Origin of the sequence: Limnoglobus roseus (genome assembly GCF_008254045.1) — a bacterium.
Lineage (GTDB): Bacteria > Planctomycetota > Planctomycetia > Gemmatales > Gemmataceae > Limnoglobus > Limnoglobus roseus.
On the sequence record NZ_CP042425.1, the window covers coordinates 2,911,160 to 2,937,153 of the forward strand.

General features: G+C 64.2%; 23 protein-coding genes. 21 read left to right on the forward strand and 2 right to left on the reverse strand.

Features of this window, described 5'->3' with window-relative positions; translation table 11 throughout:
• The first annotated feature begins 36 nt into the window (after nucleotides 1–36).
• The 15 genes from PX52LOC_RS12150 (at nucleotide 37) to PX52LOC_RS12215 (ending at nucleotide 16,431) form a co-directional block, all read left to right on the forward strand.
• Nucleotides 37–2,280 (forward strand): tyrosine-protein kinase domain-containing protein, encoded by a 2,244-nt coding sequence (locus tag PX52LOC_RS12150; RefSeq protein WP_149110349.1) that lies wholly within the window; start codon nucleotides 37–39, stop codon nucleotides 2,278–2,280.
• Entirely contained in the window at nucleotides 2,280–2,918 is a 639-nt protein-coding gene (locus PX52LOC_RS12155; RefSeq protein ID WP_149110350.1) for an exosortase-associated EpsI family protein, read from the forward strand. The genes PX52LOC_RS12150 and PX52LOC_RS12155 overlap by 1 nt, the downstream gene beginning before the upstream one ends.
• 39 nt (nucleotides 2,919–2,957) lie before the next feature.
• Nucleotides 2,958–3,752 carry a sugar transferase gene (locus tag PX52LOC_RS12160; protein WP_246173706.1) on the forward strand — a complete coding sequence of 265 codons (795 nt, stop codon included), beginning with the start codon at nucleotides 2,958–2,960 and terminating at the stop codon, nucleotides 3,750–3,752.
• Nucleotides 3,749–4,636 (forward strand): ABC transporter permease, encoded by an 888-nt coding sequence (locus tag PX52LOC_RS12165; protein WP_149110351.1) that lies wholly within the window; start codon nucleotides 3,749–3,751, stop codon nucleotides 4,634–4,636. The genes PX52LOC_RS12160 and PX52LOC_RS12165 overlap by 4 nt, the downstream gene beginning before the upstream one ends.
• Nucleotides 4,637–4,651: 15 nt before the next feature.
• Entirely contained in the window at nucleotides 4,652–5,911 is a 1,260-nt protein-coding gene (locus PX52LOC_RS12170; protein ID WP_149110352.1) for an ABC transporter ATP-binding protein, read from the forward strand.
• 1 nt (nucleotide 5,912) lies between these two features.
• Nucleotides 5,913–6,659 carry a class I SAM-dependent methyltransferase gene (locus PX52LOC_RS43830; protein ID WP_390637537.1) on the forward strand — a complete coding sequence of 249 codons (747 nt, stop codon included), beginning with the start codon at nucleotides 5,913–5,915 and terminating at the stop codon, nucleotides 6,657–6,659.
• 2 nt (nucleotides 6,660–6,661) lie between these two features.
• Nucleotides 6,662–7,870, forward strand: coding sequence for a glycoside hydrolase family 99-like domain-containing protein (locus PX52LOC_RS43835; RefSeq protein WP_149110354.1), 1,209 nt, complete (start codon nucleotides 6,662–6,664; stop codon nucleotides 7,868–7,870).
• A complete protein-coding gene (locus PX52LOC_RS12185) occupies nucleotides 7,867–8,832 on the forward strand; it encodes a glycosyltransferase family 2 protein (RefSeq protein WP_149110355.1) in 966 nt (321 codons plus the stop codon). The genes PX52LOC_RS43835 and PX52LOC_RS12185 overlap by 4 nt, the downstream gene beginning before the upstream one ends.
• Nucleotides 8,822–9,706 (forward strand): glycosyltransferase, encoded by an 885-nt coding sequence (locus PX52LOC_RS12190; protein ID WP_149110356.1) that lies wholly within the window; start codon nucleotides 8,822–8,824, stop codon nucleotides 9,704–9,706. The genes PX52LOC_RS12185 and PX52LOC_RS12190 overlap by 11 nt, the downstream gene beginning before the upstream one ends.
• Nucleotides 9,707–9,841: 135 nt before the next feature.
• Nucleotides 9,842–10,810 carry a glycosyltransferase family 2 protein gene (locus tag PX52LOC_RS12195; RefSeq protein ID WP_261368396.1) on the forward strand — a complete coding sequence of 323 codons (969 nt, stop codon included), beginning with the start codon at nucleotides 9,842–9,844 and terminating at the stop codon, nucleotides 10,808–10,810.
• Nucleotides 10,807–12,054, forward strand: a complete 1,248-nt coding sequence (locus PX52LOC_RS12200; RefSeq protein WP_149110358.1) for a glycosyltransferase family 4 protein — start codon at nucleotides 10,807–10,809, stop codon at nucleotides 12,052–12,054. The genes PX52LOC_RS12195 and PX52LOC_RS12200 overlap by 4 nt, the downstream gene beginning before the upstream one ends.
• Before the next feature lie 63 nt (nucleotides 12,055–12,117).
• A complete protein-coding gene (locus tag PX52LOC_RS12205; protein ID WP_168218941.1) occupies nucleotides 12,118–12,714 on the forward strand; it encodes a hypothetical protein in 597 nt (198 codons plus the stop codon).
• Between the two features lie 53 nt (nucleotides 12,715–12,767).
• On the forward strand, nucleotides 12,768–13,766 hold the full coding sequence (locus PX52LOC_RS40425) for a hypothetical protein (protein WP_168218942.1): 999 nt from the start codon (nucleotides 12,768–12,770) through the stop codon (nucleotides 13,764–13,766).
• A complete protein-coding gene (locus PX52LOC_RS12210; protein ID WP_168218943.1) occupies nucleotides 13,763–15,292 on the forward strand; it encodes a hypothetical protein in 1,530 nt (509 codons plus the stop codon). The genes PX52LOC_RS40425 and PX52LOC_RS12210 overlap by 4 nt, the downstream gene beginning before the upstream one ends.
• A complete protein-coding gene (locus PX52LOC_RS12215; protein WP_149110361.1) occupies nucleotides 15,289–16,431 on the forward strand; it encodes an acyltransferase family protein in 1,143 nt (380 codons plus the stop codon). The genes PX52LOC_RS12210 and PX52LOC_RS12215 overlap by 4 nt, the downstream gene beginning before the upstream one ends.
• On the opposite strand, the gene PX52LOC_RS12220 is transcribed toward PX52LOC_RS12215, so the two are convergent.
• Complete coding sequence (locus PX52LOC_RS12220) at nucleotides 16,424–17,737, reverse strand: hypothetical protein (RefSeq protein ID WP_149110362.1); 1,314 nt, start codon at nucleotides 17,735–17,737, stop codon at nucleotides 16,424–16,426. The genes PX52LOC_RS12215 and PX52LOC_RS12220 overlap by 8 nt on opposite strands.
• Nucleotides 17,738–17,862: 125 nt before the next feature.
• Between PX52LOC_RS12220 and PX52LOC_RS12225 the strand changes: the two genes are divergently transcribed.
• The 5 genes from PX52LOC_RS12225 to PX52LOC_RS12245 are packed head-to-tail and all read left to right on the forward strand — an operon-like array spanning nucleotide 17,863 to nucleotide 23,390.
• Entirely contained in the window at nucleotides 17,863–19,473 is a 1,611-nt protein-coding gene (locus tag PX52LOC_RS12225) for a glycosyltransferase family 39 protein (protein ID WP_149110363.1), read from the forward strand.
• A 37-nt stretch (nucleotides 19,474–19,510) separates the two neighbouring features.
• On the forward strand, nucleotides 19,511–20,455 hold the full coding sequence (locus tag PX52LOC_RS12230) for a glycosyltransferase family 2 protein (protein WP_149110364.1): 945 nt from the start codon (nucleotides 19,511–19,513) through the stop codon (nucleotides 20,453–20,455).
• The gene (locus PX52LOC_RS12235; protein ID WP_149110365.1) at nucleotides 20,452–21,405 is read left to right on the forward strand and encodes a glycosyltransferase; all 954 of its coding nucleotides are present in this window, start codon (nucleotides 20,452–20,454) and stop codon (nucleotides 21,403–21,405) included. Before PX52LOC_RS12230 ends, PX52LOC_RS12235 begins: the two co-directional genes overlap by 4 nt.
• Nucleotides 21,402–22,385, forward strand: coding sequence for a glycosyltransferase family 2 protein (locus PX52LOC_RS12240; protein WP_149110366.1), 984 nt, complete (start codon nucleotides 21,402–21,404; stop codon nucleotides 22,383–22,385). Before PX52LOC_RS12235 ends, PX52LOC_RS12240 begins: the two co-directional genes overlap by 4 nt.
• Before the next feature lie 36 nt (nucleotides 22,386–22,421).
• Nucleotides 22,422–23,390 carry a glycosyltransferase family 2 protein gene (locus PX52LOC_RS12245; RefSeq protein ID WP_149110367.1) on the forward strand — a complete coding sequence of 323 codons (969 nt, stop codon included), beginning with the start codon at nucleotides 22,422–22,424 and terminating at the stop codon, nucleotides 23,388–23,390.
• Here PX52LOC_RS12245 and PX52LOC_RS12250 read toward each other — a convergent pair.
• Entirely contained in the window at nucleotides 23,362–24,567 is a 1,206-nt protein-coding gene (locus PX52LOC_RS12250; RefSeq protein WP_149110368.1) for a glycosyltransferase family 4 protein, read from the reverse strand. The two genes, PX52LOC_RS12245 and PX52LOC_RS12250, sit on opposite strands and share 29 nt — an antisense overlap.
• Here PX52LOC_RS12250 and PX52LOC_RS12255 point away from each other — a divergent pair.
• Nucleotides 24,496–25,842, forward strand: a complete 1,347-nt coding sequence (locus tag PX52LOC_RS12255; protein ID WP_261368397.1) for a glycosyltransferase family 4 protein — start codon at nucleotides 24,496–24,498, stop codon at nucleotides 25,840–25,842. The two genes, PX52LOC_RS12250 and PX52LOC_RS12255, sit on opposite strands and share 72 nt — an antisense overlap.
• The last annotated feature ends 152 nt before the right edge of the window (nucleotides 25,843–25,994 follow it).

The window sequence follows — 25,994 nt, forward strand, 5'->3', positions numbered from 1 at the left end:
CGGCAACGATCTCGGCTCTGACAAGGAATTATTGCAATGGCCCTGAACGAACAATTGACTCCGGTTGCCAAGTCGGTCGACGTCGTGGTCCACCGTGCGGAGTTGATCGGCGGAACCGGTGCGGGTTCGGCACCGGCCGTCGGGGCACCGGGCCTGGCGCTCACACCGGGCGCCCTGTTGCGGGCGTTGCGGCGCCGGTTGATATTGGCCTTGGCCGTCGGAGTCGTGCTCGCGGCCGTAGCGGCGACGGCCGTGTGGGTTTATCTTCCACCCCCGAAACCCCGCGTCTCGGCCAAGCTCTACGTCGACTACTCGCAGCGGGGGACGCTCTTCGAACACCCTGACTCCCCGCTCAACCAGCAAACCCAGATCAACGTCCTCAAGAGCGAGGCCGTCATTACAGCGGCGCTCCGCAATCCCGAGGTCAACAAGACAGAGTTGATTAGCCAGCAAGCAGATCCTGTCGACTGGTTGGCAAAAGAGCTAATGGTGGATTACCCGTCAGGCGACGAGATCGTGAGAATCTCACTCGTGACGATGCAAACGGACGACGGCGTCAAGATCGTCGATGCCGTCAAGACGGCGTATCTCGACGAGTTCGTGAACAAGTCCGCGAAGGCCCGCCGTCAGCGTTTGGACCGGCTCCAAGCTCTCCAGACCACGGCCCACGAGAGCCTGAAGCGGAAACAGGCCACCGTGCGAAAGTTGGCCGAGGCGGTCGGCTCGACTCGGCCGGAGAACGTGGCCATGCAACAGCAATTGGCCCATGAGCAGTACGGCACCGCCCAGCGGGAATACGTCAAGCTCCAATCCGACCTCCGCCGCCTGCGACTCGAAGAGTCGTCCCTCAAGGCCGGCGCGGTCGTCCCGCGGACCCCGGCCGAGTCGGCCATCAAGCAGTATGTCGACTCGGACCCGGTCGTCAAGGATCTGGAGAAGCGGCAGGCGCAAATCGAGGCAAGGGTTCGAGAGACGGAGCGGGTGGCCACCAAGGCGGTGGCAGAGGTCGCGGCCAAGAAGGCCCAAGATGACCTCACCGCTCTGAGCAAGGATTTGAAAGAGGCACGGGCCAAGGCGCGGGTCGACTACACCACGGGCGTAGCGCAATTGAGCGAACTTGAGAGTAAGACCCGCGTGACGCAGTTGTCCGAACAGATCGCCTTTCAAGAGGAGTTGGGCAAGGTTCTCGTGACCGAGATCGATCGCCTCGGCAAGTCCATCAAGTCGATCAACACGGCGAACCTGGACTTGGAGGCCGAGAAGATCGAGATTCAAACGGCCGAGGATTTGTACGCCAAGGTGGCGGCCGCGATCTCGACCCACCTCGCGGAAAATGACGCACCGTCACGGGTCGCGCACTTGGAGAACGCCCGCGTCGAGCGTGTGAACACCGAGGCCCGGAAGATGCAATTCGCCGGGTTCGCGGGGGCCGCGGCCCTGGGCTTCGTTTGCCTCGTCGTTTCGCTCTTCGAGTTCCGCAACCAGCGGGTCGATTCCATCGCCTCGGTCGGGCTGGCGACCGGGCTGCCCACACTCGGAACCATCCCCTGGTTCCCGTCCAACGTCCACCGGCAGTCGGGCGTGAAGAAAGAATACTGGCACTCTGTCCTGACCGAGTCCATGGCTTCGACCCAGATGTTCCTCAGGCACGCCGGGAACGTAGGGCTGCCGCGGATTCTGCTGATCGCTAGCGCCGAAAAGGGCGAGGGAAAGACGCTCCTATCGACGCACCTGGCCGCCGGGTTCGCGCGGAACGGAGTGAAGACGCTCCTGATTGATGGGGATCTTCGCAAGCCGAGCGCCCATGGTGCCTTCGGCGTGCCGAGCGGGCCGGGGCTGGCGGAACTTTTGCGGGACGAGGTCCTCGACCGGGACGTTATCCGCGAGGTGCGGGCCAACCTGTTCTTTATCCCGGCCGGCGCGTGCGACGATGCCTCGCTGTGTGCTCTGGCACGCGGGGTTCTAGCGGCGGACTTTCGGCGGTTCCTGAGCGATTACGAGGTCGTCATTATCGACTCCAGCCCGCTCATGCTCGTGGCCGACGCGCTGCACTTCGCCAAGCGGGCGGACGGCGTCATCCTCACCGTGCGGAACGATTACAGCCGCGTCGCCCTCGTCCAGGAAACGGTCCGCCGCCTGCGGCAGATCGCCGCCCCGCTCTTGGGGGTCGTGGTCAACGGCTACACGCACGGGGGATCGGGCTACGGCTACGGCTATGGCTACAACCGGTTGGCGGCCGCCAAGACGGTTGAGGTCGAAGTGAAAGCGGAGGCACGCTAATGCTAATCTGGAAGCCGATTTTAACAATCACAGTGACCGTCGTGTGCATTGCCGGGGCCGCCGTTGTCCACGGCCGCCAGACCGACCGGTGGGGCGTGTCGACCGCCCTTCAGGAGGCGGCCGACCGCCTCGACGCCGTGCCCGCGGGCCTGGGCGACTGGGTCGGCGAGGACGTGCACCTGGACCCAGGGTCACTGGAGGTGGCGAACGTCGCCCGCCACGTCAGCCGTCGGTACAAGCACCGCTTCACCGGCGAAGAAGTGACGGTCTTGATCGTCTGCGGTCGGCCCGGCCACGCGGCCGCGCACCCGCCGGACGTGTGCTACAAAGCGTCTGGGTATGAGGTCGGGCCGAAAAAGGTCCGGGAACTCGCCGGGCACGGGACCGTCTGGCAGGCGGATTTTACCCGCACGGGGGCCGCGGACGACCGGCTGCGGATCGTGTGGGCCTGGGGCTTGGGTGCCGAGTGGACCGCGGCGGCCGCCCCCCGCATCGAGTTTGCCCGCAGCCCGTACTTGTACAAAACGTACCTCATTCAGCGGGCGGCGGAACCGGAGGGGGCCGACGCCCCACTACCCCCGTTCGTGAACCTCTTCCTCTCGGAATGCCAGCGGAGTCTGGCAGCGGCCGGGGGTTAATCCCCAACCGCAACGTGGACTCGTCTCGGGAGTGGACTGATGAGCGAATTGCCCAAGCGTGACCCGACGAACCGGCCCTGGCAGTCGATGCTGCGGGAGGCACCCCTCGCCCAGGGGTGGCTGGCGAGTCGGACCCGTGCGGGTCTCGACCGTGGCACCGCCGTCGCGCTGCTGATCGCCACGGCCCCGGTCATTGCGCTGACCGCCTTACTGGTCAGGCTGACCTCCCGCGGCCCGGCTTTCTACGTCCAGACCCGCGTCGGCCGCGGCGGCCGTCTGTTTCGCATCTACAAGTTACGGACGATGGGCCACAACTGCGAGGCCCACTCCGGCGCGTGCTGGTCGAAGCCCGGCGACACCCGCATCACCAGGTTGGGCCGCTTCCTCCGGGCCACGCACCTGGACGAACTCCCGCAACTGTGGAACGTCCTCCGTGGCGACATGAGCCTCGTCGGCCCGCGGCCGGAACGGCCGGAGCTCATCCCTTACTTGGCTGCGAACGTCGAGGGGTACGTCCACCGTCTGGCCGTCCGCCCTGGCGTTACGGGCTTGGCCCAATTGTGGCTCCCGGCCGACACCGGCCTCGACAGCGTCCGGCAGAAACTGGCCCAGGACCTGCACTACGTTCGCACGGCCGGCCCGTGGAACGACGGCGTGCTCATCCTCTGCACGGCGTTGAAGGTGTTCGGCGGCGTCTCGTTGTGGCTCTGCCGGTCTCTTGGCGTGGCCCCGGCCCCGGACCGCGACGCCCCGGCGAGGGTCGAAGACGCCGCCATCCTCGGCGACATCGCCGACCTCGCCGTCGGTTCCTCGGTCACTCGGAAGTTGGCATGACGCAGACGACCCTACTGCCCTCGGAACCCGACCTCGCGCTGCCGGCCGCCAAGCCGCCCGCGCCGCGGCCGATCACCCGCATCGGGCCGAAGCCGCGGTGGCAACTCGTGGACCTCCGCGAACTGTGGGCCGCCCGCGAACTGCTGTTCCAACTCGCCCGCCGGGACGTGAGCGTGCGGTTCAAGCAGACGATTTTCGGCTTCGCCTGGGCGGTCGTGCCGGCCGTCTCGACGATGCTTGTGTTCACGGTCTTCCTCGGCCGCCTCGGCAAGCTCGGCGAGGGCGACCCGCTGTACCCGCTGTTCGTCCTCGGCGGCACCCTGCCGTGGGCGTTCTTCAGCAGTGCGGTGGCCGCGGCTGGGAACAGCCTACTCAACAACCAAGGCCTCGTGACGAAGGTCTACTTCCCGCGGCTGATCCTGCCACTGGCGGCGTTCGGCACGCCGGCCGTGGACCTCGCCATCGGCTGCGGCTTGCTGTTCGCCCTGATGGCCTGGTACGGCGTCGTGCCGACCGCGGGGTTGGTCCTGTTGCCGCTGGCCGCTGCCGTGCTCGCGCTCGCCGCCGCCGGCGTCGGCATCCTGCTGTCCGCGCTTATCGTGGCGCAACGCGACTTCCGCTTCCTGCTCGGCCTCGGCCTGCAACTGTGGATGTTCGCCACGCCGTGCATCTACCTGAAGCCGGAGACCTTCAGCGATGACACCCGTGCCCTGCTGCCGCTGAACCCGGCTTACGGCCCGATCCTGGCCTTCCGCCAGTCGATCCTCGGCGGCCCGATCGACGCCTACGCGCTCGGCGTCTCGGCCCTCGTGAGCGTGCTACTGTTGTTTGTCGGGCTGTTGTACTTCCGTCGCACCGAGCGGTCGTTCGCGGACGTGATCTAATCAGAGAGGGTGGGAATGCGACCGGCGATTCGCGTCGAGAACTTGTCGAAGTGCTACCGCATCGGCGGCAAGAAGCGGCCGGGCCGCAACTTCACGGAGGTCGTCGGGGACACCGCCCGCTCCGCGTGGTCGAAGGTCCGTCGCCTGGCCGACTCGTCCGCGGCCGAGGTCGGCACAGAAGAATTCTGGGCGCTCAAGGACGTGTCGTTCGAGGTGCCGGACGGTGAAGTCGTCGGCATCATCGGCCGCAACGGGGCGGGCAAGAGCACGCTGTTGAAGATCCTCAGCCGGATCGTGGAGCCGACGAGCGGCGGGGCGGAAATCCACGGCCGGCTGGGCAGTCTGTTGGAGGTCGGCACCGGCTTCAACCCGGAGCTGACCGGCAGCGAGAACATTTATCTAAACGGCAGCATCCTGGGGATGAAGAAGCGGGAGATCGACGCAAAGTTCGACGAGATCGTGGCGTTCAGCGAGGTGGAGCAGTTTCTGGACACGCCGGTGAAGCGGTACAGCAGCGGCATGTACGTGCGGCTGGCTTTCGCCGTGGCGGCGCACCTGGAGCCGGAGGTGCTGATCGTCGACGAAGTACTGGCGGTGGGGGATGCAGGCTTTCAACAGAAGTGTCTGAATAAAATTCAGAGTTTTGCTGGTGCGGGCGGTACGGTTTGCTTTGTCAGCCACAATCCAATCATTACATCTCGATACTGCACGCGGGGGGTCTTGCTTGAGAGTGGGAGAATTGTATGCACAGGAGCAATTGATAAAGTGTTGGATGCGTACCAGGTGTCATCTAAAAAAATATCAACCTTAGAATCGAATAGTTCCGGCTCTCGAATTGGCATAATTCGAGCCGTGTGGATTGGTAAATCTTGCGGCTCCAAATGTGACAAGATGGACATAGATGAAGATGTTCTAATTAAAATTACAGTCCAAGTAGTAGAGCCCATCAATTCGGCAAGGGTAGGTATTGCCGTCAACAACACGCTTGGCGAAAGAAGTTTTGTTTGTGCTACATACCTTAGCGACTATCAAATCAATAAACTTGTGGGGTCTAGCGAGGTGTCGCTAAGGTTTCGATTGCCAATGCTGGTTCCCGGCCAGTACACAATAGATGTAGGTGTGATGGACGACATGAATCATATGCTGCAGCATGTCACGCCTGTGGCATCATTCCAAATTGAAGATTATAAAAATCGCCTCTTAACGGTCGAGGATCAGCCTCGAGTGTTTGGGCATGTCATTGTGCCCGCAACGTGGGAAATTAGCCGTGCCTAACATGCCAAATACTGGATCTGTTGAAGCCGGTGGAGGTATAATTAATGGTGAAGCTGCCGACCCGTTGCGATATGACAACCACAATGCAGACCCTGCCGAATCTACTGGTCTGATAATTTCACTAATACCCAGAGGTGCGCGAGTTCTAGATGTCGGTTGCGGGACAGGTTCTGTCTCCTGCCTCGTCCGTGATCATTGTCACGCCGAAGTGGTCGGGATCGAACCCAGTCTTGAGCGAGCCGAGGTTGCCAAACACCGTGGCTTAACGGTCTATCATTCATTCTTTCCGTGTAATGAAGTTCCTGCAAATGGTAATTTTGATGTGGTGCTCTTTGCAGACGTATTGGAGCACATGGTTGAGCCAGGCTTAGTGCTCTTGGGCGCTTCGGCATTTTTGAGGCCTGGTGGGTCTATTGTGGTATCCATACCTAACGTGGCGCACTGGTCCGTTCGATGGAATTTGCTGTGGGGCCGGTTTGATTATCGACCTAGCGGTATAATGGATGCCACGCATTTGCGTTGGTTTACATACAAAAGTGTTCGGCTTTTGATGGCGGCTGCGGGCTACGAAATTAATGCGCACAAAATGTCAACAAATTATGAACTGGAGGATTATCGTGGGGTTCCCTGGCGATGGCTCGGTGTCCGGACTAGGAATCGAATAATCCGGTTGCTGGTGCGCGTTTGGCCGAAGTTATTTGGTTGTCAACATGTAATAAAAGCATCTAAAATCACGGGGGCGGCATAGCAATGGTTGCCGAAGACGTGACAAGAGTATCGCCACTTATTGCGTTCCATTTGCCACAGTACCACCCAATTCCTGAGAATGACGAATGGTGGGGTAAAGGGTTCACTGAGTGGGCAAACGTTACACGGGCAGTATCGCTCTTCCCCGGCCATTACCAGCCCCATTTGCCGGCCGATTTAGGCTTCTATGATCTGCGGTTGCCAGAAGCCCGTGCCGCACAAGCCCAGCTCGCCCGAGAGTACGGTATTGGTGGCTTTTGCTATTATCATTACTGGTTCAGCGGCCGCCGCCTGCTGCATCGCCCAGTGGACGAGATCTTGCAGAGTGGCGAGCCAGACTTCCCGTTTTGCCTCTGCTGGGCCAATGAGCCGTGGAGCCGCAATTGGGACGGAGGATTTAAAAAAGTCTTGGTCCACCAGCATTATAGCGAAGACGACGATTTGAATCACATACGATGGTTGTTGCCAGCATTCGCCGACCGAAGGTACATACGTGTGGATGGAAAGCCACTCTTTTTGGTTTATCGCTCAGGTCAGTTACCGGACCCGCAGCGGACGACCGACATTTGGCGGGAAGAGGCGAGAAAATGTGGAGTCGGGGAATTGTTTCTTGCGTGTGTCGAGCCTAGTCCGACTGTGGCTACCGATCCGTCAAGAAGCGGTATGGATGCCCTTGTGCAATTCACGCCAGAATGGCACGGCGCCCCACGCAAGCAATTCTTCGATAGTTGGAGACGCTTAGTCCGCGCACGGCTGTATTCGAGAGGACGATGGCTGACACGCGTGATTGATAGTCTACTGCGGCAGTTGTCGCCCTACATGATACATGCGACGCGGCAGGGGCGTGTGTCGCTACGACACAAGATTCGAGATTACGAAGACGTCGTGTATTCGACACTGAGGCTTGCCGACGCCGTTGAGTATCGACTCTTTAGGTGCGTCTGTCCGGGTTGGGATAATACGGCGCGGAGAAAGTCCGGCGGTATGATTTTCGTCGGATCGACGCCGGAGTTGTACGAGTCGTGGCTGCGAACAGTTGTAGATCGACAACGGCGATCATGCTTTCCGGGTGACCCCATATTCGTGAACGCGTGGAACGAATGGGCCGAAGGGTGCCACCTGGAGCCGTGTCAAAAGTGGGGTCGGTCGTATTTGGAAGCGACAGCACGGGCGATCAAGCTATGTGATACGGACTCTGGAGGAAACCCGTGAGCGTCACCGTTGTTGTGCCGACTTATAACGGAGCGGCCTTTGTGGCGGCTGCTCTTCAGTCTGTTTTTATTCAAACGTATCCGCCTGCTGAAATCGTCATTGTGGACGACAGGTCAACGGATGGTACCCGTGAAGTTGTCCATGACATAATCAAGCAATCCCCCATACCGATACGTGCTAAAGTTCTCCCCCAAAACAGTGGCGGACCGGCCCTCCCTATTAACGTGGCCATTGCCGGGGTGACGACGAAATATATTGCCATCCTGGAACAAGACGACCTGATGGCGCCGCGTCGTCTAGAGTTTCATCTTAAAGCTTTACAGCAGTGTCTTGACTGCGAGTTGTCGTTCGGAGTTGTTGAACTCTGCGGCGAATCTGTTCCGCAAGAGACCCGTGAGTTGTTTTCCCTTAATCCCCTGCACCCTCTGGAGGTTCACGGTGTGCCGGACGGGCCGGAGATCGTCCGCATAGCGGCCCGTGAGATGCTCTCGGTGCTGTTGCATAGAAATGTTGCGGTTAGCAATAGTAATCTGTTCTTCACCCGTGATCTCTGGCGCCGAGTCGGCGGATTTGATCCGTCCGTCAAAACTATCACGGACTGGAATTTCTTACTATCTGCTTCCCGGATGACCTCCGTCGCATATGTGAACAGAGTGTGTCTGCAATACCATTATTCGGACGCCAGCCTTTGTCGGAAGAATGGATGGATACATGAGTTGCAATATTTAGATTACATGCGTATGCGTCATCCTGGGGAGTTCGGTCCGGCAGACTGGTGGCGGCAGTACTGGTCTTGGCGGGCTCGAGCGACGGCCGCCTTTAAACGTGGTCGTGTCGCAGAGGCTGCCCGCATTCTCTGGCTACTAATCAGAAGCCGCGCATTCCTGCACCACTTGCTTAACCGCTCGCCTTTAGGGCCTCAAAGCGATCAAATGTTTGAGGTGCCTAATCATGGAGGATAAGGCCAAAGTATCAATCGTGATTCGGGCGAAGAACGAAGAGTCGTTGATCGGGGACTGCCTCCAAAAAATACGCGACCAAGATTATGCCGGCACTGTTGAAACAATCCTAATCGATTCGGGTTCACATGACAGGACTGTCGACATCGCCCGAACGTTCGCCAGTGTCCGTGTGGTTGAAATTCTTCCTGCTGAGTTCAACTACGGCGAAACCTTAAATCTGGGCGTTCGACTGGCTACCGGATCTTACGTCGTGGCACTGTCTGCGCACTGTGTTCCTTTAACGAACCAGTGGCTATCCAACTTGGTGGTCCCCCTCAACCGTGACTCGAGAGTCGGCGGGACATTCGGCCGACAGGTTGCTTGGCCAGATGCCGACTACATCGAAGAGTTCCTGCTGGGGTGGACAGAAAAACCAGTCGAGGTTCAAGATACACCGAATTCCGATCCGGACCAGATTCTCTACTCAAACGCCAATAGTTGCTTTCGCCGAAATCTTGCAATCGCCTACCCGTTTGAGCGTCTTTCGTTTTGTGAAGACAGGGTGTGGGCCAACCGCATCCTATCGGTTGGCTCGACGATCGAGTATGTCGCTGACGCCGCCGTCTACCACTCGCATAAGCGGACATTCCGCGGGTATTACCAGATGGGGTATGCGATCGGTCGGGCAAAGCGTGAAATGGGTCAATCGATCAAAGTCTTTAGGCCGCGTTGGTACGGCATAAAGCCGTTTCGTGATCGTTTTTTACGGTGGTACTATTTGGCGAGTCGTCGCTATGGGAGCGGGCGGTTTACTTCGATGAAGATCGCTATCAAGTCACTTTGCCAGGAAATTTCCATTGATACAGGCATGTATCTTGGTTGGCGTGGCAAGTAACGGTGTCTAGAGCGAATACGGTGTTGAAGGGCGCGAGTGCTTCTGACCCCATCTATTTGATTGAGGTTTGATTTGGTTACGCGTGACACCAGCTCCCGGAGAATTGATTCTCAATCGGCACAGGCTATTGCCGTTGTGCTCAACTGGAACCAGTCCCGCATGACGCGGGACTGTCTGGCAACGCTCCGCAAGTCGGACCGGGTGTGCGATCATATCGTGCTGGTGGACAACGGCTCGCGGCCGGAGGAGCAAGCGATTCTGCGGGACGGCTTGGCGGCGGACGTTCGGCTCGTGCAACTGCCCGCGAACCGCGGTTTCGCCGGCGGCATGAACGCCGGCATCGCCGAGGCCGGGCGACTTGGTGCGGACTACGTCTGGATCGTCAATAACGACGCCTTCCCAGAGCCGGACTGTCTGGACGCGCTGGTCGCCGCGCTGGAGGCGGACGCGACACTCGCCGCGGTGACGCCCCTGGTCATGGGGATCGACGGCCTTGAGCAGATTGCTGGTGGTCGGTTTTGGGAGGTAGAAGGTCGGAACGAGTTTTTGTCCGCAGTCGATCTTCAATACCCAGTCGGCCTGGGAGGGTACTGGGCCGTCGGCACCGTGCCGCTGTTCCGGGCCAATGCTCTCGCGCACGCCCGCGGGTTCGACGAAGGGTACTTCGCGTACTGGGAGGAAGTTGATCTGTGCCTCCGGCTGGCGCGGTTGGGGTATCGCTTCCGGGCCGTGCCTGAGGTCCGGGCGCTGCATATCGGACAGGTGTCCTCAAACGGTTCGGCCATCCTGTTTTACTTTTATGTTCGCAACTGGCTCCGCCTGCTCCGCCGGCACTGCCGACCGGACGTGCGGAACGGCAACACCGTGGCGTTCGTGCGGCGCATCCTGGACAGCGCCGGGTGCTTCGCCCTGCACGGCCAGCACGCCAAGGCGCGGGCCGCGGTCGAGGCGATCATTGCATTCATCGGCCGCGAGGACGGGCCGCCGAAGTGGTTCGGCTCGTCGCCACGGCTTGCGGACTTCATCGCCCGTCACCCGTGGCAACTCATCCGTGGCCTCGGCTGGCTCGAACGGTCGCTCGCGCGGAAGGTGGTGCCCGCGTGAAGATCGCCTTCGTCAGCTACGAGTGCCCGCCGGAGGCAGGCGGGGGCATTGGGACGTACGTCGCGCAGGCGGCCCGGATGATGGCCGCCCGCGGCCACCGCGTCGAGATCTTCGCCGGTAGCGCCGACCGCACCGGCCGCGACGAGTGGCCTGATGGCGTGGTCGTCCACCGCGTCGCCGCCGCCGACCGGCGGACGTTTCCCGCGAAGATCGCGCGCGTCATCGCCGAGCGGAATCAGGTTGTGAGCTTCGACGTGATCGAAGGCCCCGACTACATGGCCGAGGCAGGCGAGACGCGGAAGCTGATTCCGGACGTGCCGTTCGTTGTGAAGCTGCACACGAGTCTGTTGATGGTGAAGCAGATCGAGGCCGAGGTGATCGGCCCGGTCCGCCGACTTCAGGCCCGGTGGCAGGCTTTCCGCCGCGGCCAACCGCCAGAGTGGTCGCCGCGGCACCCAGTGGCCGTGAAGGAAATGCACGAAGTGCGGACGGCCGACCGGATCGCGTCGCCGTCGCGATCGATCGGCGAGCGGGTTGTTGCCGAGTGGGAGGCTGACGCAGGCCGCGTGGACTTTTTCCCGTACCCGTTCGAGCCGGCGGCCGAGTACCTCGCGATTCCACCCGGCGGCGAGTCGCAGGTGGTCACGTTCGTCGGACGACTGGAGATGCGGAAGGGAGTCATCAACTTGGCCCGCGCAATCCCGCGGGTGTTGCGGGCGTGCCCGAAGGCAAAGTTCTGGTTCGTCGGCGGCATGCTCGGCTCGCCGACGCCGGGCGTGTCGATGCAGGAGTACCTGCAACGGATGCTTCGAAAGCAGGCGGCGTCCGTGGAGTTCCTGGGCCGTCGGCCGCCGGAGAGCCTGCCGGAAATTCTGGCGCAGTCGGCCGTGACCGTGTTCCCCAGTTTGTGGGAGAGCTTTGGCTACGTCTGCCTTGAAGCGATGGCGGCCGGGCGAGCCGTGATCGGCTCGCGGAACTGCGGGCTTGCAGAGTTGCTCGACGGCGGCCGGTTGGGGCGGGTGGTCGACCCGCGCAGCCCGGCCGACCTCGCGGCGAAGATCGTAGAACTGCTGCACGACGCCCGCCTACGGGCCGAACTCGGGGCGGCCGCCCGCGAACGGGTGTTGTCGGCGTACGCCCCGGACACGGTCGGCCCCCAGCAGGAAGCGTCTTACGAGCGGGCGGTGGCGGTCCGGCAACCGATCCCGATGCCGCTGGAGGCTCAACGGGAGGCTCAACGATGACGGCGAATCGCCGCGAACAGGTGGAAGGTGTCATTCGAGAAGTGACGGGTATCTTGCTCGCACTTGCAGGTCGAACTGCTCGTGGTCAAGACCCAACCCGACGAGACAGACCTTCTCGCGGCACAGAGGGCGATTGTCGCTTCGGCGGCGCGGCAACATGCTCGACACCTCCTCTGGCACGAAGTCTCCCGCCGACCGAGTGCCACCGTGCTGGAGTATTTGATCGCGTGCGACCAGCCGGTCGCCGGCGCTCTCTACAAGGACACGTATCAGCAGGGCTACTATTGCGTCTGGGAGTTCGACGCTGTGTCTGGTCGGCATCAGCACATGCCGTATTTGCGTATCAACACGATCCGGCGACCGACCCGTGTGGACGCGATCGGCTTTGGGTTTACGAAGGTAAGAACGGACTTGTTCGAGGCCGTCCCGCTCCGCGCAACGCCGGGGTGCGCATCCGACACGCACTTCTGTTTGGGCCTTCGCGAGCGCGACGTGCCGATCCACGCCTGCCCAGTGTTCGTGAAGAACGTGAAGATCGACGACGAGGCGGCGGCCTTGCGCACGTGGCGGCGGCGGCTCCTACTTGCGAATACATCGACATCCGGAAGAATGGGCCGCGCGTATGAACTGGCGCTAGAGTTTTGGCGACCCGGTTACTAACGCCGATTTGCGGGCGACGCGCGGATAACAGTTCCCCAACGCTAGTCGGTGAGATGCTCGAATTTCTTCGCTCCCGAATTGCCTGGTCCCAGGCCCCCTTATGGCTGCCGTACCGGTGGCGGGCGGCCGTGGACAACTACCGCATCGACCGGGCCACGGCCGGGATCGACGCCACGGCCCCCACGCCGGCCGCCGACCCGACCGTCGCGGTCGCCGAGGTCCACGTGCTGCTGTGCCGCCGCGACGTGCGGATCGGGGCCGTCGCGCTGAAATCGCTGCTCCGGTTCGCCCCCGGTCGGTTGGCCGTCACGCTCACCGACGACGGCTCACTGACGCCCCAGCACCGGGCGTGGATCGACGCGCAACTCCCGCACGCCCGCTGGCTGCCCCGGCGGGTCGAAGAGCCGGCGTTCCGGGCGGCCCTGGGGCGGTACCCGCGGCTGGCGGCCTTGTACGAACAGAACTACCACCCGCTGTGCAAGCTCCTGCACGCCGCGATGCTCGCGCGGCACCAGCGGGTGATCGTCCTCGACCCGGACACCGCTTTCTTCCGGCCGCCCGAATTGCTCCTCCGCTGGCTCGCCGGCGATGACGCGGCTCCGTACTACCTGCACGACCACCAAGACGAAGCCGTCGCGGTACCCGAGGAGGCTCGCCGGGCGTTTGCCGACCTCGCCGCGCGGCTGGGCACGGACCGGCGGCCGTGGCGGATCGACCGGTACTTCTTCAACTCCGGGCTGTTGCTCTACCGGCCGGACCAGATCGACCTTGCCGCCGCGGAAGGCTATCTGCAATGGCGGGAGACCTGCCCGCTCGAGTACCGCCAGGGCAAGCTCGGCATTTGGTTCGGCGACTGGACGCCCGAGCAGACGGGCTACCTGGCGGCGTTCGCGACGGCTGTCACGGCGGCAAGGCCGCTCGGCACCGACTACCACTTGGGCGGCGAGACGGGGTTCGCGTTCAACCACTTCCTACGGCACTACTTGATCCAGGCGGCGACGCTGCGGGAGATACGATCGCTGGTCCGCGAACTGTCGGCGGGACGCGCATGATGTCCGAAACCCTACCCCACGAGCCAGCCCCGCCCCCGGCGATTCGCGTGCCCGCCCCCGCCTGGGGGGGGCTGTGGTGGGCGCTCACCGGCCTGTACTTCGCCGTCACGCTGGCCGCGGCGGGCGTGAAGACGGGCTGGTACGACGAGTGGTTCACGATCGCCATCGCCCGCCTTCCGATCGGCAATGCGTGGACGGCCCTGGGCGACGCCACGGACATGAACCCCCCACTGCTGTACGTGGTGGAAAAGCCGTTCTTGAGCCTGGGCCTTCCGGACGTATTCGCGGCCCGACTGCCGTCGATCCTCGGCTTCTACCTCTTGTTGGCGGGGGTGTACCGGTTCGGCTCTGGATCGGGGCACGCCGGTGCCGGACTCGTGGCGGCGCTCACGGTCCTGGTCTCGGCCAGTTTCGCCTACGCATTTGAAGCCCGCCCCTACGCACTGGTCCTGGGGGCGTGCGGCGGTGCGCTGATCTGCTGGCCGGCCGCCGCGGACGGGCGGCGGTGGGGGATGGCCGGCCTGTGCGGGTGTGTGGCGGTTGCGGTCTCGTCGCACTACTACGGCCTCTTCGCCGTGCTGCCCTTTTTCGTGGGCGAGACCGTGCGGACGGTGCAGCGCCGTCGCTTGAACGGGCCGACCACCGCGGCGCTCGTGCTGGGCCTCCTTCCGCTGCTCCTTTGGCTACCGTTGCTGCTCGTCCAGAAAGGATACGCGGGACTGCTCGGCCCGCCGTCCGCGGAATTCGTGCAGGAGGCGTACAAGATTCTCTTCGGCCGGGCGATCGTGCCCACGCTCGCGGGGATCGGGCTGTTGGCGGTCTGGCCGGCTCGGCCTAGCGGCGTGCGGGAATCAAGCACGCCGCTCCCGGCCGTCGCGTGTGCGGCCACCTTCTTGGCGCTCCCGATCGTGCTCTTCGTTTGTGCGAAATTGACCGGGGCCAGCGTCGGGTTGCGGTACGTGGCCCCGACCGCGGTCGGAGCGGCGATGCTGGCCGGGCTGACGGTCGGCCGACTGTGCGCCGCGGATGCGGCCGCCTGGAAGCCGTTGGCGGTCGCCTTCGCGGCGTGGTTCCTGGCCCTCTCGGCCTGGGACGTTCTCAAGTACCGGGCCGAGTGGGCCACCCTTCAGACGGGATTCGCCTGGGTCCAGGCCGCGGAATACGGGGACGCCCCCGTGGTGACGGCCGAGCCGCTGACCTACCCGACGTGGCGGGCCTATGCCCCGACCGCGTTGCGCGACCGCCTGTGGTACGTCCCGAACCCGGACGCGGCCGAGCGGTACCGAGTCGAGAAGAAGTACAGCCTCGACGGGGCTTACCTTCAACTCGACCGGCACTGCGGGCCGCTCGGCATCCGCACGCTCGACGAGGTCGCGGCCGGCCGCCCGCGAGTGTTGATCTACGGCATGCCGGCCCGCGGGTGGGTGGCCGGCGGGTTCCTCGGCCGCGGGTGGACGGTGACGAAAGTCCGCGGCGACGGCATGGAGGCGCTGTACGTGGCCGAGCGGCCGCGGGGGGCGCCATGACCCCGTCCGCCCGTTACACGCTGATCGAGCCGCTCCGGGGCGTCGCCGCCTTGTGGGTGTTTGCGTACCACTACGACTTCTCGCTCGCCTTCCAGACCGCCTTCCCGCTGTTGCACGCTGCTCTCAAGATGGGGCACCTGGGCGTGCCGATGTTCTTCGTTATCTCTGGGTACTGCATCACGGCGTCGGCCCAGTCGTCGCTCCGCCGCGGGGAACGGACGTCGGCTTTCTTGTCCCGACGGCTGCTGCGCATCTACCCGCCGTACTGGTGCGCCGTTCTCGTTTGTGCTGCTGTGCCGTTCGTGCTGGCCGGCCTGACCGCGCTCAAGGCCGGCCACCAGCCGCCCACGACGGACGTCCGGGCGAACGGCTTCTTGAACTATTCGGCACTGGACTGGCTGGAAGTCCTCAGCCTGACGCGGGCGTTTGACCCGCAGCCTGTCGATTCGCTCCAGGAGAAGTTTAACACGATCAACGCGGTCTTCTGGACGCTGGCGATCGAGGTCCAGTTCTACCTCGTGATGGCCACGGCTGTGGCGCTGCGGGTGCGGCTCGCGCCGGCGCTGACCGGCGTAACGGCGGTCGCGCTGCCGTTCCTGTTCGTCCCCGCGTCGTTCACCTGGGGCGTGTTCCTGCCGTACTGGCCGCAGTTCGCCTTCGGCAGCCTCGTCTACGCTCTGCTCGCGTCCGAGGGACCGGCCGGCTTGTGGCTCCGGCGCGGCCTGGGGGGCATCGCACTCGCGGGCGGGATCGCGGCCGTGTTCGTGATCGCGGCCCAAGGGGGCAAAATCCCCGACCTCGCGTTCGCCGCCGGCTTCGCCCTCGTCCTGTGGCTCGGCCGCGGGCTGGACGCCTGGTACGAGGGGCGGGTGGCCGGGTCGCGCCGCCGCGGGGTTCGTGCGGCGAACCGGTTGCTCACGACGTTGGGGGCGATGTCGTACTCGATCTACTTGCTGCACGGCCGGGTGCGGTTCGTCGCGATGCAGGTCTTGCGGCAGGTTCTCCCGGCCGACTCGATTGCGTTCGACGCTGGCGTGTTCCTTCTGACGTGCGGCGTGTGCTACGGTTTCTACTTACTGTGCGAACGGCCGTTCATCGGCGGGCGACGGGCCGGCCCCGCAACCGTCTCCGCTACGTGACGCCGAGGTTTAGCCCGGTCAGGCTCTGGAGCTTCCGACCGACGCCGTCTAAGGCTGTGTAGAAGTCGAACTCAAGCATCCAGGGGGAGGTCAGCCAGTTGCCGACCACCACCGCGGCGAACAAGACGGCCGCCGGTCGGGCCGAACCCGGCCACCGCCGGGTGAGGTAGATCGCTACGCCGGCGAGCAGCATCAGGAAGAAGATCGGGAAGAATCGGTTCGGCACACGGAGGTGGTCGCCCATCGGGGCGTACCGCCAGAAGAACCAATAGGGCATGCCGAACCGCGCGGGGACCATCATCAGGAACGCAGCCGCCCCTGTGGCCACGACGGCCGTGAGTTCCGGCGTGCGGTTGCCCCACCACCAGGCGACGGCCAACACGCCGGCGATGACTAGCGGCCACCCGAGGAAGAGCATCGGGTGGGCCGAGTCGAGCAGGAAGGCCGGGTCGTACAGAACGAAGGGGTGGACGGTGGATAGCGGTCGGGGGAAGTGCCGCGGGAGGTTCGACACCCGTGGGATCAGGTAGACGGCCGACACCATCACGGCGACCGCCACCGCTAATAGACCCCGAACGGCCAACAGGCCGAGGTCTCGCCACGATCCTTCGCCCCGCCGCCATCGGGCGAGTTGGTACGCGACCACAAAAACCGGTAACGCGACGTAGCTCAAGTAGAGGGTTAGGGACGGTGAGGACATGACCTGACAGCCCATTGCGGCCCCGAGGCTCACGGCCGGCCACCAGTGGTTCGGTTGCCGGAGCATGAGGGTCAGACTGATGAACGCGAGGGGGATCCACAGGAGTTGCACGTTGTGCATGTGGCCTTGCTGGTGGGAGTACAGGACGAAGTTTGACGTCTGGTAGGCGACCGCAGTGACCGTGGCTGGCAGAAGGGCCGCCCCGAACAGGCGGAACAGGGAGAAGGCCGCCAGCCCTGAAACGAACATACACGCGAGCGCGAAAAAGTTTAGGATGCGGACTGTCGGCCAGTCCGTGAGAATTTTGACGGCCCCACCCGCGACGAGGAACGTGACTGGGCAGTCGTAGTCCGACAAGGGAAAGTGAAGTCGCCCCGACCGCAAGGCGGCGGCCGATTCGTCCAACTGTGTGGCGAAGATGTCCGTGTCGTTCCATTGAACGGTGTTCCCGTACCGCTCCCAGGCCGCGGCCGGTGCGGGGAACGCGGCGTCCGGTCGAGATAGAATCTGGCGGTTGGCAATAAGGGCGGCGAGAGCCAAAACCAACACCGCGCCGATAACTCGGGAGGTCTTTGCCGGGGGCAGGCGATCCAGGGGAAGAGTCATGTTCTAAAATACCGATCTGGGTGGGGCGATGGCGGTAGTTTAGCGAGTGGCGCGGCCGAATTGAGCCGCACGAGGGTTGGGACCTGATCGCCGCAACCAGGCAGGGTGGAACAAGGAGTTGACTTGTGAGTGTCGTCGCAACAGATGGATTGCCGCCCCGTCGGGCGCTCAGCTGGGCCGCGCGAATGGCCGCCCGGTGCGAGACGCGCCCGATTTTTTGCCTGACGGTCCTGCTGGCGCTCGCGTTGGCGGTTCGGCTCCCGTTGCTGTACGACCGCGACGCCTGGCTCGATGAACTGGACGAGTACTTTCGAGCGGCCGGAGGTTCACTCGTGGAACTACCGGATCGGGTGCGTTCGACAGACCGGTTCCCGCCGGGGATGGCGTACCTCGGCCGGGCCGTGACGAGTTGCGGCGGCGGCGTGTACGAGTTGCGGCTGATCTCGCTTTTCGCGGGGTTGGGCTGCGTTCCCCTGGCGTGGCTGTTCGGTCGGTGGTCGTTCGAGCCGGCCGTCGGCTGGCTGGTGGCCTTGCTCACAGCCCTGACCCCAGCCTACGTGTTTTACTCGCGCGAGGGTCGGCCCTTTGCACTGGGCCTACTGGCGCTACACCTGTTTCTGGTTGCACTTGCCGGCCTCGTGCGAACGCCGAGTTACCGTTGGACGATATTCGGCGTGGTGGCGGCGTGGGCGGTGAGCGTTACCCAATACGCCACGATCGCCGTGGCCGGAATCGCAGTGGGAATGGCCCTGTTAACCGTGGCTCGCACGCCGCATCGTTCTTCCCGGTCGGTCGGCATGCTCGGGACAGTGGCCGTAGCCGTTCTCGCCTTCGGGGGCTGGGTCTACTGGGCGTACGCCGCGCCGCAAATTGCAGTCCGCGGCACGGGCGCGGGGCAATTCGCGGGCCTGTTTTACGACATCCGTGACGGGCTCCCCGCGGGCAAGATCGTCCTCCAACGCACAATCGACCTCATGCAATACGCCGCGATCGGTGGGGCCATCGGCCCGCGCTGGGGCTGGCTCTCGGCCGCCGCCGTGGCTGTCGGCCTAGTTGGTCTTCGAGGTGTAAGGGGGCCGCAGGAGTGGTGGGTCGTCGGGTCCGTGTTGGCCACGTTCGTGGTCTTCGCCGGCCTCGCCGGGGTTGGTAAACACCCTTACGGCGGCACCCGGCACTGCCTCGTGCTGGTCCCGCTGCTGTGGGCGTGCGTCGCAGCCGGGGTCGTGCGGGCCGGGGGGCTGTGCGGCCTCGTCGCCGGCCTCGGGTACTTGCTGTTGGTCGGGCTGATGACCTTTGGAACCGTCCGAGTCATTCCGCACGAGAATTCGTATCAACTGTCGGACGTGCTGCCGGAACTTCGCGACCGGTTGGGGCCGGGCGAAGCCGTGCTGCTGACCGGGACGTACGACTCGGCGGCCTTCGGGTATCAGGCCACCGGCAATCCCCTGGAGGGGATGCGCGTCTTCAGTGACTGCTGGGAGCAAGGCTTGCGGCCCGTTTCCGTTCCGGGATTTCCGGCCCCGGTGTTCGCCGCGAACCTCCGGGAACTGCCGACACCCGGGGCCGGAACCGGTCGACGACTGGCCGTCGCCCCGCCGGTCGGCGGAGCGTTCTGGGTGCTGGACACGTACCGGTCCGAAGCCCCCCCCGAACCCCAACAGGATGCCAAGTCCTTTGAGGTGAACGACGTGCTTCACGCGGCCGGCGTTCGCGCGACCCGCTGGCGGGCCAAGTAGACGCCATCGCGGCAACCGAGGTTCTGGGACCAATTTCATGCCGATCGTGTCCATCGTCATCCCCCTGTACAACGCCGCCGCGTACATCGGCGAGGCCGTCGCCGGCGTCCGCCGGCAGACGTTCGCGGACTGGGAGTTGATCGTCGTCGACGACGGCTCGACCGACGACAGCGCCGCCGCCGCGGAGCGGGCGGCTGACGGCCTCGGAGACCGGTTCCGACTCGTCCGCAAGGCCAACGGCGGCGAGCCATCGGCCCGCAACGCCGGCATCGCCGTCGCCCGCGGCGCGTGGATCGCCAACACCGACGCCGACGACTGGTGGGAGCCGACCAAACTCGAAAAGCAACTTGCCGCGGCGGCCGACCCGGACACGGTTCTCGTTCACACCGGTGTCGTCCACCACAACCCGGACGGGAGTGAGACCCGGCTCGACATGGCTGGGGCTGCCCGCCGCGTCGGCCGGTGCACGGCGGCGCTGCTGGAGCCGCACAGCATTTGCCACCCGTCCGTCCTCGTTCGCAAGACGGCCCTCGACCGCATCGGCGGGTACGACGCGGGCTATCGCCAGGCGTGCGACATCGACCTCTACTTCCGGCTGTCGGCCGTCGGCGGGTTCGCGTTCGTGCCCGAGTACCTGACGCACTACCGCATCCACGCCGGGCAACTCAGCCGCTCGCCGGTCGAGCAGATCCGCGCCCACCACCGCATCGTCCGGCGGTTCTTCGAGAACCATCCCGCCGAACTCGCCGCCGTGGGGCCGCCGCACGTCGAGGCCGCCCTCGCGGGACACGTGGCGACCAAGCTCGAAAGCCTCTACTGGCAGCGGAACCTTCCCGCGTTCCGGGACCTGCTCGCTTTCGCCGACGAATCCAAACTCGACTCGCCGGCGATCGGTGGCTGGCGGAGCCGGGCGCGGTGGCCGGACTGGACGGTTCGGCTCAAAGATCGGCTGGTCGGCCGCCCGGTGGGGGCCGCCGGATGATCGACTTGACGGTCGCGGTCTGCACGTACCGCCGCGGCGAACTCCTCCGCACGACCCTCGACTCGCTGGCCGTCGCCGACCCGCCCGGGTGCCGGTGGGAACTGCTCCTGATCGATAATGAGGGCAGCCCGCGGGTTCCCGAACTGGTGGTCGCTTTCTCGAACCGCCTCCCGATTCGCTACGTGGTCGAGCCGGTCACAGGGAACGCGCACGCCCGGAACCGGGCGGTGACCGAGGCCCGCGGGCCGGTCTTGCTGTTCACCGACGACGACGCCGTCGCCCACCCCGGGTGGCTCCGAGAGATGGCGGCCGCCGTCCGGGACCACGCCGAGTGCGACTTCTGGGGGGGGGCTATCCGCCCGGACTGGGGAACCCTCCCGCGGCCCGATTGGTTCGACGAACAAAGCTGTCCGATGCTCCGCGACGCCATTGTCCAGTACGACGCGGGGCCGGAGTCGCGGCCGTGGGTTGCGGGCCGCGACCTGCCGTTCTACACGTGCAACCTCGCGCTCCGCGTGGCGGCAGTGCGGGCGGCGGGGCTTTTCGACCCGACGCTCGGGTACTTCGGCACGGTCCGCATCGGCGGCGAAGACGTGCGGCTGGTCGAGACGCTGCAGCGGCGGGGCGGAAAGGGCTGGTACGTGGCCACGGCTGTCGTTGATCACCCCGTCCCGGTCGAGCGGCTGACGCCCGCTTACGCCCTCTCGTTCGCCCGCCGGCAGGGGTTCCTGTCCTACGAACTCCTCGCCCGCGACCACGGCGGCCGGGTGCCCCGGTGGGCGTACAAGGCGGCGGCGATTCAGTGGGCGGGCGGGTGGTCGCGGTGGACCGCGGGACTGATCCAGGGAAACCCGAAGAAACGGTTCGCGGGTCGGATGACGGCTGCGTTCGCACGTTCTAAACTGAAACGAGCTTTCAACCGCCCAACTCTGCCCAATTCATCACCATGACGACACCGGAGATTTCGGTGATCATGCCGGCCTGGAACCGCGCGGGTTACCTACCCTTAGCCATCCAGTCTGTTGCCGAGCAGACCGTGGCCGCCCGCCTGGAGGTGGTCGTCGCGGACGACGCCTCGACGGACGACACGGCCGAGGTCGTGCGTAAGCTCACGGACCGCTGGCGGGAACGCCTGAGAATTACCTACCTCGCCCTTCCGAAAGGGGGCGTCTGTGCCGCCCGCAACGCGGCACTAGCCGCCAGTCGCACGCCCCTCGTCGCTTTCCTCGACAGCGACGACGTGTGGGAACCGACGAAATTGGAAGCCCAGGTGGCCCTCCTCGCTACGGACGTGGGGGTCGTCCATACAAACTTCCGATACGTCGATGCTGCTGGCCGGTTTACCGACGGGGGCGGACAGCGACCGAACAACCCGGCCCGTGGCGCGTGCCTGCCGGCCCTGTTGGCGGAGGACACCGTCGTCTTCTCCAGCGTTCTGATGCGGCGGGAGGTCATCGATCGCGCGGCCAAGGACGAGCCGCACGGCTTGCCGTTCGACCCGGCGTGGGTGTGCGGCGAGGACTACGACCTCCTCCTGCGAGCCGCCCGGCTGACCGGCTTTGGTTACGCAGCGGACGCGCTCGCCCGATACCGCGTCCACCCCGAGCAGACGGGCATGGCCAACCTGCCCCGCGTCTTCAAGTATCACTGCCAAGTGCAGTTGGATTTCAACACGCGGTGGGGGGCGGCGTGCGGCTTCCCGCCCCAACGGGGCCAGGACGCCGCACGCGAGTTTCTGTTCGGCCGCGCCGAATCACTATTCTGGCAGCGAGAAGTCGATGTCCTGCAACAGGTGTGTCGTGTGGCCGACGACCTCCAGTTGTCCGACGCCCGGTTCACCCACCTACTCCGTCGGGCGAACCGGCCCCGGTGGATGTACCGGGTGAAGGACACTCTCGACTCCCTCTACCAACGACTGGCCTCCCGCTAGTCCCTGCCGCCGACTGGTTTCACCGAAGGAATTGCCATGCCGTTCGATGACGTGTCCGTCATCATCCCCACTTACAACCGTGCTCGGTACTTACCGGCCACGTTGGCGTCCGTCTGCTCGCAGACTTACCCGGGTCGCATCGAAGTGATCGTCATCGACGATGGAAGTACCGACGACACCCCGGCCGCGGTGGCCCCGTTCCTGACGCCGGGGATGAGCGGCCGCGTTTCGGTCCACTACCACCGCCGGGGCAAGGCCGGCGTGTGCTCCGCCAGGACCGCGGGCTTAACGCTGTCCCGCTGCCCGCTCGTGGCGTTCCTCGACAGCGACGACGTTTGGGAACCGGAGAAGCTCGAACACCAGGCCGCCCAACTCTCGACCGACGTCCGCCTCACGCACACTGACTTCCGGTACATTAACACGGCCGGAGCGTTCATCGACACGCAGGGCCAGCGGCCGAACAACCCCGCCCGTGAGGCCTGCTTGCCGCAACTGCTCCGCGAGGATACGGTCGTCTTTTCCAGCGTGTTGGCGGACCGGGAGGTGATCGACCGGGCGGCGGCCGCGGAACCGCACGGCCTGCCGTTCGACCCGGTCTGGACGAACGGCCAGGACTACGACCTCTTGCTCCGGTGCGCCCGGCTCACGCGGTTCGGGTTCGTGCCCCGACCGCTGACCCGGTACCGCGTCCACCCGGACCAGAACGCCATGGGAAACCTGCCCCGCGTTTACGGATTTCACTGCCGCGTGCAGATGAGTTTCTGCGACCGGTGGGGGGCAGCGTGCGGGTTGCCGGCCGAGGCGGGGCGGGACGCCGCCCGCGAGTTCCTGTTCAGCCGAACCGAATCGATGTACTGGCAGCGGAAGTTGGGGTCCATTCGCCCGCTCTGCGACTTGGCCGACCAATTGGGCCTCGCCGACGAGCGGTTCGCCCGCCTACGCCGTCTCGCCCGCCGCCCGCGGTGGCTCCTGCGACTCAGGGACGTGGTCGATCGGATCCGGTAAGGTGGTCGGCCGCGACTTCGCGGTAGACGGCCAAGGTCTCTTCAGCCATTTTTCGCCACGAAAACGCCTTGCGGCGCGCGTGTCCCCGGACGACTAAATCGGCCGCCACCTCCGGCGACCGCAGCACCCGCAGGACCGCCTCCGCCATCGCTTCCTCGTCGCCCGGGGGAACAAGAATGCCCGCATCGCCAAGAACCTCGGGCAGTGCCCCGGCGGCCGTACACACGATCGGAACACCTGCGGCCATTGCCTCAAGAAGAATCATCCCGAAACCCTCGTAGTGGGACGCCAAGACGAAAGCGCTTGCCCCACCGTACAGCCCAGTTAGTTGCTCGTTGGACACGTACCCCGTGAAGACGACATGATCGCCAACGCCGTTCGCCGTGCACGCTGCCCGCACGCGATGGGCCTCGGGCGTGTCGTCTGCACCAGCGATTACTAGCTGCAAATGTCCGCCAATCGAGGCCTGGACTCGGGCGAATACTCGGATTAGAGTGGGGAGGTTCTTCCGCTCGACGACGGACCCGACGAATAAAACGTACCGCTCGGTCAGTCGAAATTCCCGACGAACAGAATCGATACAATTAGAATTTTGCGCGTTTTCCCCTTCGTGATTTCCGCCCTGGTAGATAATATACTTCCCAAGTGGTAACTTTCCCACCTTGGTGAGGTCAGCCATCGTGCACTTCGAAAGCGCGATGACTGCATCGGCACGATTCAAACAGTTTTGCACGGCCACCTGGTGTCGCACACCCTCCTCTCCTACTGACAGAACGGCTTGGGCAATATCGTGGTACGTAACCACTTGTGGGACCGTCGTTTTCCGAGGTAGGTAGTGATTCGGGCCGTGAAAGACATCAAGGCGCAGGCGGCGGATGACGCGGGGGAGGACCCACCGGTCAAAGACACGAAAGTACCTTTTGTAAAATAAGTCCGGCACCGCCACAGGAACATGGCGGAAGTTGGAACTTATTGGCGAAAATTGATGTCCTAGTGAAGAGTTCCAACACTGAGTACGGTAAATTAGGAAGTATTGGTTCTTTGTATCGACTTCGCTAAGTGCCTTAAGAAGGTGGATGACATGCCAGCCGATGCCCGACGGCCGATGCTCCAACACATTTGTGAAAATCCCCACTCGCAAGGGGCGAGAGTCGAGGCCGGGGGGCAAGTCCATCATTCCTCCAACCCAACAATAGATGTCCAGGATGATACGGCGGAACACCCTGCGCTGGTGCTCAATGCGCTGGACGCGACTGGGAAACCCCGCTTACCGAAAATCTTATTACTTTCCCAAATTTTCCCCCCCAGGGTGGGGGGGAGTGGGCAGTACTTCTGGGAAATCGTCCGTCGAATGCCCGAAGACCGCATCGTGGTTATGACCGATTCGATCGACGGGGGCGATGTTTTCGACGCGACTCACCCGGTGCCGACGGTTCGTCTGCCGATGGCCTTCGCGGAAACCGGCGGTCTCAGTCGGCGTGGCTTCCTGGAGTATTGGCGGTTCGCCCGGAAAGTTCGAGAGGTCTGCGATCGGCACGAGATCGACTTCATCTGGTGTGGCCGCTGCGTGCCGGAAGGGTGGGTCGCCTGGCAGGTGAACCGGCTCACCGGGCTTCCTTACCTCGTATCGGCCCACGGGGAAGAGGTCACCCTTCCCGTTGCGGGGGGGCAGTCGGGCGTAATGACCAGCCGACAGCATCGTTGGATGGCCCGCCAAGTCTTCAAACGAGCGGCCGGGGTGGTGGCCAACAGCGACAACACCCGCCGAATTCTCCGCTCCGACTGGGCCGTCCCGGGCGGCCGCCTCCACCGCCTGACGCCCGGAGTCGATTCCGACTTCTTCCGCCCCGTTGATCCCTGCCCAGCCACGCGGTACCGTCTCGGGTGGACCAACCGCCGCGTTCTGGTCACCGTGGGTCGCCTTCACGCCCGCAAGGGGCACGGGTTGATGTTGGCAGCCCTGCGACGGGTCCGCGAGGAGGTGCCGAACGTTCTGTACGCCATCGTTGGGGACGGCCCCGAACGAGAAAATTTGGCCCGTCAGGTCGCCGACCTGCGGCTCCAAAATCATGTGCAGTTTTTCGGCGAAGCCGAACGGGCCATGATGCTCCAAATCTACCAACAAGCGGATGCGTTCGTCCTCCCGAACCGCCAAGTCGGGACCGAAATTGAAGGGTTCGGGATGGTGCTCCTGGAGGCCCAGGCGTGTGGCAAGCCGGTAATCGCGGGGGCTTCCGGGGGGACGGCGGAGACGCTGCGTCAGTTCGAGACGGGCCTGCTGGTGGACGCCACGGACACCGACGCCCTAGCTTCGGCTGCCTGCCTGTTGCTCTTGAACCCTCAACTCTCCGAACGGATGGGAAGGGCTGCCCGCGCGTGGGCCCTTCAGCAGTTCAAGTGGACCGCCCTCGTTGAGCAGTTCGGAGGACTGGTTGCGAACATGCCAGATTAGCCCCGCGGGCCGGGGCTAATCTGGCTTAATTTGACGAAGTACCCCGCGCCGGAAAGCCTGGTAATCCGCGACCCAAAGCAGTTTACCGACCCGATGGACGGCAATGCCCCGGCCAGCGCTGGTCAAGTTGGCGAGACCGATTGCCCGGAATT

Coding starts and splice junctions, on each gene's coding strand:
- PX52LOC_RS12150 (WP_149110349.1), top strand. CDS start 37: ATGGCCCTGAACGAACAATTGACTCCGGTTGCCAAGTCGGTCGACGTC.
- PX52LOC_RS12155 (WP_149110350.1), top strand. CDS start 2,280: ATGCTAATCTGGAAGCCGATTTTAACAATCACAGTGACCGTCGTGTGC.
- PX52LOC_RS12160 (WP_246173706.1), top strand. CDS start 2,958: ATGAGCGAATTGCCCAAGCGTGACCCGACGAACCGGCCCTGGCAGTCG.
- PX52LOC_RS12165 (WP_149110351.1), top strand. CDS start 3,749: ATGACGCAGACGACCCTACTGCCCTCGGAACCCGACCTCGCGCTGCCG.
- PX52LOC_RS12170 (WP_149110352.1), top strand. CDS start 4,652: ATGCGACCGGCGATTCGCGTCGAGAACTTGTCGAAGTGCTACCGCATC.
- PX52LOC_RS43830 (WP_390637537.1), top strand. CDS start 5,913: ATGCCAAATACTGGATCTGTTGAAGCCGGTGGAGGTATAATTAATGGT.
- PX52LOC_RS43835 (WP_149110354.1), top strand. CDS start 6,662: ATGGTTGCCGAAGACGTGACAAGAGTATCGCCACTTATTGCGTTCCAT.
- PX52LOC_RS12190 (WP_149110356.1), top strand. CDS start 8,822: ATGGAGGATAAGGCCAAAGTATCAATCGTGATTCGGGCGAAGAACGAA.
- PX52LOC_RS40425 (WP_168218942.1), top strand. CDS start 12,768: ATGCTCGAATTTCTTCGCTCCCGAATTGCCTGGTCCCAGGCCCCCTTA.
- PX52LOC_RS12210 (WP_168218943.1), top strand. CDS start 13,763: ATGATGTCCGAAACCCTACCCCACGAGCCAGCCCCGCCCCCGGCGATT.
- PX52LOC_RS12215 (WP_149110361.1), top strand. CDS start 15,289: ATGACCCCGTCCGCCCGTTACACGCTGATCGAGCCGCTCCGGGGCGTC.
- PX52LOC_RS12220 (WP_149110362.1), bottom strand. CDS start 17,737: ATGACTCTTCCCCTGGATCGCCTGCCCCCGGCAAAGACCTCCCGAGTT.
- PX52LOC_RS12230 (WP_149110364.1), top strand. CDS start 19,511: ATGCCGATCGTGTCCATCGTCATCCCCCTGTACAACGCCGCCGCGTAC.
- PX52LOC_RS12235 (WP_149110365.1), top strand. CDS start 20,452: ATGATCGACTTGACGGTCGCGGTCTGCACGTACCGCCGCGGCGAACTC.
- PX52LOC_RS12240 (WP_149110366.1), top strand. CDS start 21,402: ATGACGACACCGGAGATTTCGGTGATCATGCCGGCCTGGAACCGCGCG.
- PX52LOC_RS12245 (WP_149110367.1), top strand. CDS start 22,422: ATGCCGTTCGATGACGTGTCCGTCATCATCCCCACTTACAACCGTGCT.
- PX52LOC_RS12255 (WP_261368397.1), top strand. CDS start 24,496: ATGCTCCAACACATTTGTGAAAATCCCCACTCGCAAGGGGCGAGAGTC.
- PX52LOC_RS12250 (WP_149110368.1), bottom strand. CDS start 24,567: ATGATGGACTTGCCCCCCGGCCTCGACTCTCGCCCCTTGCGAGTGGGG.